General features: G+C 38.3%; 16 protein-coding genes. 2 read left to right on the forward strand and 14 right to left on the reverse strand.

Features of this window, described 5'->3' with window-relative positions; all coding sequences use genetic code 11:
- Positions 1-2: 2 nt before the first annotated feature.
- From lipL to GL301_RS13010, 11 genes are all read right to left on the reverse strand, one after another.
- Positions 3-839: a lipoyl-[GcvH]:protein N-lipoyltransferase gene (lipL, locus tag GL301_RS12960; protein WP_010959060.1), complete on the reverse strand. Its 837-nt coding sequence runs from the start codon at positions 837-839 to the stop codon at positions 3-5.
- A 317-nt stretch (positions 840-1,156) separates the two neighbouring features.
- The gene (locus tag GL301_RS12965) at positions 1,157-1,357 is read right to left on the reverse strand and encodes a hypothetical protein (RefSeq protein WP_003723615.1); all 201 of its coding nucleotides are present in this window, start codon (positions 1,355-1,357) and stop codon (positions 1,157-1,159) included.
- Positions 1,358-1,379: 22 nt separating this feature from the next.
- The gene (locus GL301_RS12970) at positions 1,380-1,703 is read right to left on the reverse strand and encodes a YxeA family protein (protein ID WP_003723616.1); all 324 of its coding nucleotides are present in this window, start codon (positions 1,701-1,703) and stop codon (positions 1,380-1,382) included.
- Positions 1,704-1,856: 153 nt separating this feature from the next.
- Positions 1,857-3,518: a peptide ABC transporter substrate-binding protein gene (locus tag GL301_RS12975; RefSeq protein WP_009917376.1), complete on the reverse strand. Its 1,662-nt coding sequence runs from the start codon at positions 3,516-3,518 to the stop codon at positions 1,857-1,859.
- Between the two features lie 134 nt (positions 3,519-3,652).
- A complete protein-coding gene (locus tag GL301_RS12980) occupies positions 3,653-4,267 on the reverse strand; it encodes a DUF1648 domain-containing protein (protein ID WP_003726112.1) in 615 nt (204 codons plus the stop codon).
- A 23-nt stretch (positions 4,268-4,290) separates the two neighbouring features.
- Positions 4,291-4,923: a nicotinamidase gene (locus GL301_RS12985; protein ID WP_003726113.1), complete on the reverse strand. Its 633-nt coding sequence runs from the start codon at positions 4,921-4,923 to the stop codon at positions 4,291-4,293.
- Complete coding sequence (locus GL301_RS12990; protein WP_003726114.1) at positions 4,924-5,448, reverse strand: dihydrofolate reductase family protein; 525 nt, start codon at positions 5,446-5,448, stop codon at positions 4,924-4,926. It abuts the gene before it with no gap.
- A 2-nt stretch (positions 5,449-5,450) separates the two neighbouring features.
- Positions 5,451-6,449: a zinc-binding alcohol dehydrogenase family protein gene (locus GL301_RS12995; RefSeq protein WP_003731606.1), complete on the reverse strand. Its 999-nt coding sequence runs from the start codon at positions 6,447-6,449 to the stop codon at positions 5,451-5,453.
- A 96-nt stretch (positions 6,450-6,545) separates the two neighbouring features.
- On the reverse strand, positions 6,546-6,818 hold the full coding sequence (locus tag GL301_RS13000; protein ID WP_003731607.1) for a hypothetical protein: 273 nt from the start codon (positions 6,816-6,818) through the stop codon (positions 6,546-6,548).
- 48 nt (positions 6,819-6,866) lie between these two features.
- A complete protein-coding gene (locus GL301_RS13005) occupies positions 6,867-7,778 on the reverse strand; it encodes a cation diffusion facilitator family transporter (protein WP_003726117.1) in 912 nt (303 codons plus the stop codon).
- Positions 7,779-8,155: 377 nt separating this feature from the next.
- Positions 8,156-8,983: a Cof-type HAD-IIB family hydrolase gene (locus GL301_RS13010; protein WP_009917382.1), complete on the reverse strand. Its 828-nt coding sequence runs from the start codon at positions 8,981-8,983 to the stop codon at positions 8,156-8,158.
- 114 nt (positions 8,984-9,097) lie between these two features.
- On the opposite strand from GL301_RS13010, the gene GL301_RS13015 reads away from it, so the two are divergent.
- Both GL301_RS13015 and GL301_RS13020 read left to right on the forward strand, forming a co-directional pair.
- The gene (locus GL301_RS13015) at positions 9,098-9,973 is read left to right on the forward strand and encodes an alpha/beta hydrolase (protein ID WP_010959063.1); all 876 of its coding nucleotides are present in this window, start codon (positions 9,098-9,100) and stop codon (positions 9,971-9,973) included.
- A 10-nt stretch (positions 9,974-9,983) separates the two neighbouring features.
- Entirely contained in the window at positions 9,984-10,277 is a 294-nt protein-coding gene (locus tag GL301_RS13020; protein ID WP_003728392.1) for a putative quinol monooxygenase, read from the forward strand.
- Here GL301_RS13020 and GL301_RS13025 read toward each other — a convergent pair.
- From GL301_RS13025 to GL301_RS13035, 3 genes are all read right to left on the reverse strand, one after another.
- Positions 10,227-10,433, reverse strand: coding sequence for a hypothetical protein (locus GL301_RS13025; RefSeq protein WP_003733660.1), 207 nt, complete (start codon positions 10,431-10,433; stop codon positions 10,227-10,229). The two genes, GL301_RS13020 and GL301_RS13025, sit on opposite strands and share 51 nt — an antisense overlap.
- Positions 10,434-10,501: 68 nt before the next feature.
- Positions 10,502-11,170 (reverse strand): ABC transporter ATP-binding protein, encoded by a 669-nt coding sequence (locus tag GL301_RS13030; RefSeq protein ID WP_003728390.1) that lies wholly within the window; start codon positions 11,168-11,170, stop codon positions 10,502-10,504.
- Complete coding sequence (locus tag GL301_RS13035; RefSeq protein ID WP_003726476.1) at positions 11,170-12,258, reverse strand: ABC transporter permease; 1,089 nt, start codon at positions 12,256-12,258, stop codon at positions 11,170-11,172. Before GL301_RS13035 ends, GL301_RS13030 begins: the two co-directional genes overlap by 1 nt.
- Positions 12,259-12,261: the final 3 nt, after the last annotated feature.

A 12,261-nucleotide genomic window follows, 5' to 3' on the forward strand; every position in this document is an offset into this window, starting at 1 on the left:
TCTCAAGTAAGAACTTTATCATTTCGGGCAATTAAACGTTCATAATAGGCTGGGAAAAGATCTAACTCTTCAGACGTAAGCGTACCAGATACAAGCTCACCTGCGTAATGCCGCAAACTGTTGAAAAGGCGTACTAACGTTCCATTTAAACTTATATCATTTTTCATTAAGTCCGAAAGCGAACCCATAACATTCGGATTCACATCTGGAAAAGTATATTTTGTTTGCTTTGCTTTTCCGCTAATCGTATAGAAATCGCGGATCAGTTCTGAGCGAGTAGTTTGATCCCCATCAATAGCTAAATAAATTTGGACCGCTACCCCTTTTGCCATTCTACGCTGAGAAATACCAGCGAATTTTTCCCCTTGAATACTAAGGTCGTAACTACCAGGACAATAAGAGTCTTCTATTTCTTTTGCTTCAATTACCTCATTACAATCTACGAACATGTCTTTGATAAGCGTAAACATCGTTTCATAACCACGCTCAATCGCAATTCCGCGTTCTGCATCTGGGAGCACCATAGACAAATTAAGTACCCCTGAATCAAGGACAACTGCTAAACCACCGGAATTTCTAACTACAACACGGTAGCCTTGTTCTTGTAAAAAGGCAATTCCTTTATCTATATCGGGCAACTTAGAATCTTGAATTCCAAGGGAAACTGTTTTTTCATGCACCCAGCCGCGAACAGTAGATGGCGCCATTCTTGCTCCGACCGAGCGACATAGCGTATCATCTGTCGCAAATGATTGAATGGCATCGAAAGCCGGATTAATCGTTGTATTATCAATAAATCGCCACACATCTTGTTTTAGTAAGGTGTCTTCTATATTCATCTCTATGTCCTCCATGATTTTCTTTTTGTTATTATAGCATACCGACAGCAAAATTAGATGCAAATGGCTTAAAATAGCCATTTAATCATGAATAACAATTTTTGAGCGGTTATTTGACTTTTTTACGCTTAATGTTGAAAACTATGGCTGTAATGATTGATATAACAACTGATTTGAGAATTATATCTTTTTTCATTTTCATCGCCTCATTTCCTCCTCTTATTATAACAAACTTACCATACAAAAAAACCTAACTTCTGTAAAAGAAATTAGGTTCAATATATCTAAAAGCCTAGGGAGCTTTTTTAGCAAATGTATTACCAGTTGTAGCGGTCTTCATTGTCGCGGCTCGAGCGTTTTGGAGAATTACCCCACATACGATAAAGCAGATATCCAATACCACCTAGTATAAGTACTGGGAATAAGAAGTGAAGCGTGATTCCAACGATATCAAGTACGATATTAAGTGCGATAAATCCTAAAATAACTGTAAAAAATATTTTCCAAAAACTATTCATGATTTTTTCCTCTTTTCTAATTTTATTTACTACTTGCAAGTGGAACACTGTTTATTTCCTTGGCTTGGACGAGTAATTCATTGTCTTGAACGACGATTTTGTACTGTTTATTCTTTTTAAGTTGTGTTGTTGACATGAAGTTAACTTTGTGACTGTTTCCTTGATTATCTAAACACGATTCCCGGAATGAGTACCCTTTAAATTTTGACTTGGTAACTTCTTTTCCATCGTTTTTGATTGTAACGTAATATGTATTTGCTGCCGATCCAATTGGTGCTGAAAATTCAATTACAACCATTGTTAATACAAAAATTGCAGCCAGTAAACCGAAAAGTCCCTTTTTCATTGTTTTTACCGTCCTTTTTTGTTGATAGGTTTATTATAGAGGAGATCAAAAAAAGGAACGAACGGCTCTAGGCTGAAAATTGGTACATCCTAAGTCTTATTTTCTTTCGGGTATAAAAATAGAGCCTAGTTTGGTTAACTAGACTCTTTTAAATTAATTTTTTTCAATCCATTTGTAGTTTTCTGAACCGATTGGATACGTGGTGTAGTTTTTCAGGTTGCTTTTTTGCAAGTACGCGCGGCCACCTTGGTATAGCGGGATAAGCACGGCGTTATCTTTAAGTAAAATTTGTTCTGCTTCTAGTAGTGCTTGCCATCTTTTTTCTGGGTCTGCCGAAAGTTTACCCTTGGCTCCTAGGACTAATTCATCGTATTTAGCATCCGAGAAGCCTGTGTGGTTCCCCGGGCTGTTTGTTAAGAATAGGTTGAGGTATGTGAGCGGATCTTGATAATCGCCACCCCATCCACCTAGTAACAGTTCAAAATCTTGTGTCACATCTGCTTGGAAACTCGCTTGGTTTGTGACATTTTTTAATTTGATTGTTAGTCCAGGCAGATTTTCTTCTAATTGATTTTGGATAAATTCTGTTTGTTTGCGTTGCAAGGACGTGTCGCCACTTGTTAACGTAAGTGTTAATTCGGTTTTCCCGATTTCTTTCAAGCCTTGCTTCCATGCGTTTGTAGCTTCTTGTTGGTCAAACTTGAGTAAGTCGCCGTTTTGTTTACGGAAATCCTCTTTTGTCTCTGGGTCAAACATGATATCACCGGGAACATCCCCGTTTAATGCTTTAGATCCATTTGCAAGTAGTGTATTGACCATGCCAGTCTTATCGATAGCCATCGCTAAACCGCGACGTAAGTTTAAGTTAGCTAAATCCGTTTTCACGCCATCTTTGCCTTGGTTCATTTTCATATAAACAGAGCGTCCAGTTGCTTCTTTATGGAAGTTTTTATCATCTTTGTATTGTTTAACAAATTCACCATCAAGCTCTACGCGGTCCAATTTATTTGTATTGTATAAGTTTAAAGCCGCATTAGTATCTTTTACAACAGTTACATGGATTTTTTCAGTTGGAACGTTCTTTTTATCCCAGTAAGTAGGATTTTTAACGTAATCCCATGTCATATTTGTTCCATTCCAATTTTCTAATTTATACGGGCCGTTGGAAATCAATGTGTCGCTTTTAGTCCCATAACGGTCACCTTGTTTTTCTACAAACGCTTGGTTTTGTGGGAAGAACGTGCCCGTCGTTAGGAGTTCTTTGAATATTGGCACCGGGTTTTCTAGTTCGATTTGTAGTGTTTTGTCGTCTAACGCTTTGATTCCAAGTTCATCCGGTGACATTTCACCTTTTAAAATTTGGGTAGCATTTTTGACGATTTCCTCCATTTGCGGTCCGTATGCAGCGGCTGTTTTTGGATCCACCACTTTTTTCCAAGCGTATTCAAAATCATGCGCCGTCACTGGGTCGCCATTGGACCAATTAGCATCTTCGCGAATTTTAAAAATAAGTGTTTTCCCGCCATCTTTTTCTTCAGGTTCACTGGCAGCTAGAGCGAGTGCCGGTTTCCCGTTTTTATCTAATCGATATAATCCTTCAAAAATTTGATTGATTACTCGGAAACTTACGCTATTGTCTGCGAGTGTTGGACTTGCATTCGGAATTCCACTCGTTTCCATGATGTTAACCACTTTGGATTTCTTGTCGGATGTTACTTTTTCATTTTCCCCTTTATTGCCAGACTGACATGCTGTAAGTGCTAGTAAACATAATAAACTGAGTGCCACTACCATTTTTCTGGCTGTTTTATGCAATATTTCTCCTCCTCTTTTGTAAGCGCTTTTTGATTACGCAAAAAAATGACGGACTTCCTGCCAAATTCGCGCAGAACTTCCGCCACCATTATAAACCGAAACTGTATCAATTGTAAATAAAAACTGTTATATTTTTATTTCTTATTAAGGTAAACTCCTGACCCAACAACAATAACACACATCGTCATCAACATTGCTAGCATTAAGTAACTGGGATCATTGCGCATAAACAAAGCAAGAATAAAACAGATTGTACCAGCTATATTAAGTGTAACAGTTGTGATTTTTCTAAGTAGGTTTCTTGACCATGCATCGATCTTTTTAAAACCAATCATCGTTAAAAATTTAAAGAGTTTTTTCGAGTATTGAATGTAGGCCGCAACAACGAACATGAATGCTCCTGCTGTGACTAGAGAAAATCTACCAGTCGGGATATCGTAACCTAGCGCGTATACAATAATACTCATTTGAATGATTGTTAACAGCACTAACAACAGTCTAAAACAATATTCAAATTCCAACAAACTCTCTTGATTCACTTTTTCTTTTCCGTAATATTCCGTTCCCGTAAACATAATCATTAAAAAAGGAATCAGAATTAAGCCAAGCCACTTTTGCATAAACATATCTGGGGAGAAGTCCGTACCGAAATGCACCGCCACTTCAGAAGGTAGTAGCGGATATAACACAGCAGAAATTCCTACTGTGAAAAGAATTATCATACTAGGAAATATACCAACTTTCCTCATTCCCCTCACCTCTTCCAATATAATTACTGGCAATAGGCGACAAGTTCCTCCCTTGTTTCGATAAGTTGCACTTTCTCGGTATTTGCTAATTGCTCTTTCGTTTCATCAAAACCTTGTTCAGATAGTGCACGTGTCGCTGGTAAATAAACTAATACAGAAAAGCCTGCCCTACTTAACTGTATAACCGTAGTTTTCACACAAAAATCAAAAGCTAAACCTCCAACAAGAACTAAATCGACTTTTTGTTCCCGTAAATATTCTAGAACACCTGTTGAAAGCTGTTCAACAATATCGTGGTAACAAGCGCCGTACGGATGAATATCCGGCTCCATACCTTTCCAAATAAAGTAATCATAATCAGTCACAACTGGTAAACCATCTAATAATTCAAAACCTTTTGTACCTGGTTCACAGTGCCTTACCCAAGTACGGTCTGCATTTGGATATTCGAGTTCAGCCAGCATTTCGTCTTTGGAATCCACTACCCATACGGCATTTTGCGGATGGGCGTCCTTACTACCAATTCGGAGAGAAGCAAGACTTGCCATAAAATTAAGTTCTGGCACAATTTTGTCTCCGCCCGAAACCGGTAATTCATCGGGACAAAGCGGCGTAAAACCTTTTTGTGCATCAATATCAAAAGCAGCAATTTTCATTTAATTTTCCTCCAAGTTTTTATACGTTAGTTGGGCAAACTGGCCGAAACGAGTTACTTCTTCTAGCTCTAGCGCGTGCTCTCTATCTTCTTCAAAGAGTGGAATTCCTTTTCCTAAAATAATGGGCGCAATCGTTATCACAAACCGATCTATCGCCTTCTCTTTTAAAAATTGTTGCACTAATTTTGCGCCACCTACAAGCCAGATTTTTTCACCATCAATGTTATTCAGCCATGTATCAACAGTCCCAGCTACAAAGTCAGCATACTCATCTTTTGTCCCAGCTTTCGTGTTGGAAAAAACGTAGACATCTTTTTTACTGTAAGGGAACGTGTCAGTAAGCGAGAAAATTTGTTGATACGTCGTCCGGCCCATTACAACTGTATCTACGTTGTCAAAGAAAGCTTCATAACCCGCATCCCCTTCACTATCAATAGATTCTAACCATTCGACACTTCCGTTTTCATCTGCAATATAACCGTCCAAACTAACCGCGATATATAGCGCAACTTGTTTTTCACTCATTATTACTCAAATCCTTTCACTACTAATTTTCCAATCATTTTTCCGGATGAGATAATTTTGTGAGCTTCTTCTATTGTCGCCGCGTTCACGGGTGATAAAACTTGATTTAATGTCGTTGTTAATTCGCCCGCATCTAGCATATGAGCTGCTTCTGTTAAAATTTCATGCTGTCTGATTTTATCTGTTGTATCATATTTCGAACGAGTAAACATGAATTCATAGCTGAAAGTAGCACTCTTGTCTTTTAAAAGAGTCATTTTCACTGGCTCTGCAAGTTCTACAATAGAGCAAATTTTCCCTTGTGGGCGAATCGCTTCTTGCATCTCATCCCAGTGAGCACTCGTGTTATGCAAACATAAAATAAAATCAACTCCCTGCTCAAATCCAAGTTCTTCCAGTTGTTCTGGGATGTTTTCTCGGTGGTTGATAACATAGTTCGCGCCGTGGCTCTTAGTCCATTCTACTGTTTCTGGGCGTGAGGCCGTGGCGATGACTTCAAGACCAGCATGTGCAGCTAGTTGGGTCGCAATAGAACCAACACCACCAGCGCCATTAATAATTAAAATTGATTTACCTTTATCATTTTCAGTAATAGTTAAACGATCAAACAATGCTTCCCAAGCTGTAATAGTTGTCAGTGGCATCGCAGCAGCTTCCTCTACGTTCAAGTTATGTGGTTTCAAACCAACTAACCGCTCATCAATTAAAGTGTATTCTGCGTACGCTCCTTGCCTTGTGACGTCACCTGCGAAATAAACGTCTTGCCCGGTTTGAAATAATGCAACTTCACTCCCAGTATCTACTACTTCTCCAACCGCATCCCAACCTAAAATCCGTACTTCATCTCCAGATAGCTTCGTTGCTTCACGTTGTTTAGTATCTACCGGATTGATGGAAATCGCTTTAATTCTAACTAGTAAATCATGGTTTTCTGGTACTGGCTTGTCGATTTCTATATCCACAAAATCCGTTGACGTTCTCGTTAATCCTACAGCTTTCATTTGACAACACCTCTCGTTTCCTTTTCCCGAATTTCTTAAAATAATGCACATTTAGATAAAAAAGCCTTCTCAAACTCACTGAGAAGGCTTTAAAACTTATTTTTCGTCGAGCAATTCGCTATCTTTGAATTTCATTTTTGCATGGCAGGCCGGGCATTTGATTTTCAACTTGCCACCGTGTGAATGAGTATGGTCGCTAGCTTCTTTTTTGGAAAGAAGCATTTTGCTAGCTTTTTTTAGTAGCGGTATAGCGATAATTACACCGATGATTGTGAACATTGCTAGAACCCCGATAAATACTAAGGTTACGGCAACTACAGCGATAAAAGTTTTTTTCAAAAAATGTCCTAAATCAACTTGTTCTTCCATCTAAACCAACTCCTCTAATTGATACTTTAATCATATCATGAAGCGGCATTAATTGCAGTGATGATGGTGAGCGTGATTTCCTTCAAGTTGAATCGTACTATGTTCTAATGAGAAATTTTCTTGCAAATAATGCTCAATATCTGCCAAAATCTTATCTCGGTCGGCATCTTCGCATACGGTCAAATGAGCTGTAAGAGCATTGAAATCCGAAGTAATCGCCCATACATGTAAATCATGCACTTCTTTCACACCGTCTTGCTGTTGGAAAAACGTTTTGATTTCTTCTGTATCGACATTCGCTGGTTTTCCTTCCATCAAAATATGAATCGCATCTTTCAGTACACGCCAACCACTAACTAAGATAAGTGCCGCAACAATAACACTCGCAATCGGGTCAGCGATATTCCAGCCAAGGAAAATAATGAGTAACGCGGCAATAATCGCACCAACAGAGCCAAGCAAATCTCCAAGCACATGCAAGAACGCACTACGCATATTCAAATTTTCGCTAGTGTCACCTTTCATTAAAATCCAAGCGACCAAAATATTAATAAGCAATCCGATAACAGAAATAGTCATCATTCCAGCTCCAATTACTTGTGGCGGATCAAAGAAGCGACCAATCGCTTCATAGAATATAAAAACAGAAATCCCAACGAGCGTTAATCCATTAAGAAATGCAGCTAAAATTTCAAATCTTTTATAGCCATATGTTTTATCGGAGCTTGCTGCTTTTTCGCCAAATTTAAATGCAGCTAAACTTAAACCTAGCGCCACGGCGTCAGAGAGCATGTGCCCCGCATCAGAAAGTAGCGCCAAACTATTGGTCATAATTCCACCAATAACTTCGACTACCATAAATGTAGCAATTAGAATAAAACTGATAAATAATGATTTTTTGTTGGCATTATGCGCATGATTATGATTGTGTCCATGAGCATGATCGTGGTTATGTGCCATATGATTACTTCCCCTCTGTAAGTAGCTAATTTCCTTATATGCATATGTTAGCATATATACATTTTAAGTGCAACCATTCTTATAAAAAAACTTCCATTTTGAGATTCATATAAAATGAAACTAACGGAAGTAATTCTACGAGTACAAGAGTCATGTATCCAGCAAATATAAAAAAGTCCACCAAAATGAAATTAGCAAGTAAATCTACTAAAGAAATTATACGAGCGTTAAACATCAAAAAACTAACACAACAAAAATTAGGCTACCAATCTCCCATTAATTTCAGGAAACAAACAGCCTAATTTAAGTGATTTTTATTCCATTCTCATTTTTTTATGTCAGTACATTAGTGAAATATTATCTAATAGTTCTTTTTCTTATAAAATTTCTTCTTGCATAAATAACCCTAGCCCGCCGATATCATGATGCTTTGCGATTTTATCTGCTTTTTCTAAAGCTAGCGGAATGCCATTCTCCATTGCTACACCAATTTCGGCTAATTCAATCATACCGACATCATTTTCATTATCCCCAAAAGCAATTGTTGAATCAAGATTAATGTAACCATTTTCCGCAAGATAAGTGAGACCTTTTGCCTTATCAATTCCTTCATTCATAATATCAATTAAATTCGAGGCAGACGCAAGAACAGAAAGTGGCAAGCCTTCTAAAGCTGCTTTGATTTCTGCTCGTTTTTCTAAATCTGATTCAATTACGAGTACTTTTAGTGGGAATTCACCTTCCCGAAGCACGCTGAATGGATCCGCAGTTAAAGTAATTGGAACTTGTTCATTTTCCGGTAAAGTTTTATTTAATTCATTGAAAAAGGCGATTTTGCCTGTATTGGTTGGTCCGAGAATTCGCTCCGTTGTATAAATATGATAATTAACGTCCAGCGGTTCAAGCGTTTCTAATACCGTATGTATCAAATCCAGTTCAATATTACTTTTATATAAAATCTCTCCAGTAGTAAAATCGCGTACTAATCCGCCATTACAAGAAATGACTGGCGTTTTGATATTGAGCTCGTGGATAAATGGTAAAATTGCTAAATCCAGTCGCCCCGTTGCAAGGAAAAGTTTTTTTCCGTTTTTTTGCCATTCCATTAAAACTTCTTTGTTGAGGGGATGAATTTGATCACCTTTTTTTACTAGTAATGTTCCGTCCATATCTGTAATAACTGTATCAATCGCTACATTTGCCAATAGTTTTCGCACCCTTCTAAATTTCCGTTATTATGTACCTCGATTATAGACGAGTTTCGCATGATTGTCACGCCGATATTTGGTATACTAAATGGGAATGGAGGACGATAATTAGTGAAGAAATATTTTATAACAATCATGATTTTACTTTTTGGCGCGTTATTTCTCAGTGCTTGTCAAAAAGATGACGAGGTTGAAAATTCTTCTCCTCCTAAAGTAGACTTAAAAAACGAAATACCCATTATTTTAATTCATGGGAGCGGTGGCGATACACATTCTTTAGATGAAATGGCAGATCACTTAATGAATGAATACAAAAGTTCTAATGAAGCAATGTCAATGTCAATTAACTCAAAAGGAAAAATCACATACCAAGGCAAGCTAACAAAAGATGCCAAACGTCCCATTATCAAATTTGGCTTCGACCAAAACCAAGCAACTCCAGATGATTGGTCTAAATGGTTAAAAATCGCAATGGAAGATTTGAAGTCACGCTACGGTTTCACACAAATGGACGGAGTTGGTCATTCTAACGGCGGCTTGGCTTTAACTTATTTTGCAGAAGACTACTCTATTGACAACGCGGTCCCTACTCTGCGCAAATTAGTTGCTATTGGCTCTCCTTTTAATGATTTGGACCCAGACGATAATGGCGAAGATTTAGCTTTTAATAAATTACCATCCAACACCCCTCAACTAGATTATTTTATTGACAAGGAGACTAAAATTAGTACCGACCTAGAAGTACTATCCATTGCTGGAGCTCTTAGTGAAGATAATTTAACCGATGGTATTGTCCCAACGAATAGTTCACTCGCTTCCAGACTTTTCATGCCTAATAACGCAAAAGTCTATATGGAAGATTTACAAGTTGGTGAAAGTGCTATTCACCAAACATTGCATGAAACATCTGAAAGTATCGAAAAGACACATTGGTTCTTAGAGAAATCGAGCCCCGAAAAAAAAGAAATTAAATTAATTTCTAAATAGGAGGAATAATATGCTACATATACAAGCAAAAGTCCAAGTTAAACCTGATTTAGTAGCGGAATTCTTGGTGGAAGTGAATTTAGTAATCCAAGGCTCGCTTTCAGAAACCGGAAATCATGGCTACGAATTGGTTCACTCTGTAGAAAACGCAAATATTTTCTATATTCTAGAAAAGTGGACTGATGAAGCAGCAATTCAGTTTCATAACGGGACAGAGCATTATAAACGTTTCAAAAAAAATGTCCCCGCTTTTTTAGCAATGCCGATTGAGGTGGATTTGCTTGCGCCAGTTGAGCGACGATAGTATTTTTTTAACAAGAATTTTTTTTGCAACTAACATCATTTTCGTCTTAGTAAAGATAAACTTACCTGTATTAGTATAGCCTTCTTTTGTGCGGATTATTTGTTCATACACTATCTCCTCTACTTCAAGTGATTCTATTGTTTGCTCGCCGTCCACATTAAAAGGGTTCCCACTTTAGAAAATAAGCAAAAAGGATTGGCTCGCATACGCGAGCCAATCCTTTTTTAATCCTTCAAATAGCCATCTTCAATCCGAATTACGCGGTCAACTAAGTCTAAAACTCGTTCATCATGCGTAACCATGATGGCAGCTTTATTTTTTCGTTTTACTTCATCCGCAATCATTTGGACTACTTTGTGACCACGGTTCGCATCTAAGCTTGCGGTTGGTTCGTCCGCTAAAATAATATCGGGGTCGTTCATCAGTGCTCTAGCAATAGCGACACGTTGTTTTTCACCACCCGATAAACTTTCCGGGTAATTGTTTTCGCGAGCAGTTAAACCTAATTCTTTAAGTAATTCATCTGCTTTTTCTTTCGCACCCCGCCCTTTTTCACCAGATAGTTCCGCAATTACGAGTAACTGATCACGGACATTTAAGTACGGGATTAGGTTCGCACCTTGGAAAATGAATCCTACTTTATCGAGCCGCACTTTTGTTAATTCTTTGCTTGTAAGGTCATTTAACACTTTTCCACCTATAGCAATTTCTCCTTCTGTTGGGGATAATAAGGCGCCTGCGATAGATAAAAATGTACTTTTCCCGGCGCCTGAAGGTCCAACGATTGCAACGAATTCTCCTTGCGCCACTTCTAAAGATACATTTTTCAATACTTCGATGACTTGCTCGCCATCCTGATAATTTTTAGAAATATTTTTCATCATTAAAGTCATTAGTTTGCCCTCCCAATTGCTTCTAACGCGTCTACTTTTGCTACACGATAGAGTGATAACATCGATCCAATGACTGCTACAACAAGGAATAAGGCAGAACAGCCGATTGCAAGTACCGGGCTAAGTGTAAATGGCATGCTCGCCGGTAAAATTGCTGCAAGACCGAATGTTAAGCCATTACCAATTAACAAACTGACAACTGATAGGAAAACAACTTGGGTAACGATACTTCGGCCTAAATAGGCTGTTCGTGCGCCAACTGCTTTTAAAATCCCAAATTGGTTGATTTTTTGAATCGTAATGACGTAAAAGAAAGCAGCTAGAACAAATGCGGCGATGACGAACAAAAAGGCAATCATCATCAGTAGCGATCCTTGTTCTTCTGAGTAGCCAGGGATACCTTGAAGCACTTCTTTACTAGACGAAAGTTCCATGGAGCCGAGTGATAGGTTTTTAGCTGTGCTTTCAGAAACATCTAGCGCTACGGCGTTATATTCTCCTTCTGCTGCTTGGTTCGTTTGATGCACTAATTTCCAAGCATCCCAGCCGACGAATATAACCGGCGAATGGCTAAATGTGTTATTTTTGGTGAAGGCGGTAATCGTGAACTCTTCTCCTGTTGCGCTATCTTTGAGTTTGCTGCCTAATTTATAACCAGACTCTTTTAAAGAAATATCGGCTACTACTTCTTTTGTTTTCTCTGGCTCTGTTCCTTCTGTGATGGCCGGTTTCATGAAGCCTGTTTTATCTATACCGAAATAAGTAATGTCTGTTTTTTTATCTTTGTTGGGTGGTGTGATCGTGCCCATTTGCACGCCCAGGTTGGTGCTTTCTGATTTTTTCACTTGCTTCGCTACGCTGTCTGTTTCGGACGCGGTTAAATTGGACCTCGTTAAGCGATTATCCGAGTCTTTTTGTAAAACATAATAAGTTGCTTTATTGGATGAAATGGCTGCCCCATTGTCGTTTGCAAGTCCATTCGCAAGTCCCGTTACAAACAAAACAAGCCATGCGATTAACACCATAATTAATCCAATTAGAATATAGCGTAATTTTGCGTGTTTTAATTCTCTTAATGCCAAAAACATTCC

Source organism: Listeria sp. LM90SB2 (assembly GCF_028867355.1).
In the GTDB taxonomy this organism is placed as follows: Bacteria; Bacillota; Bacilli; order Lactobacillales; family Listeriaceae; genus Listeria; species Listeria monocytogenes_B.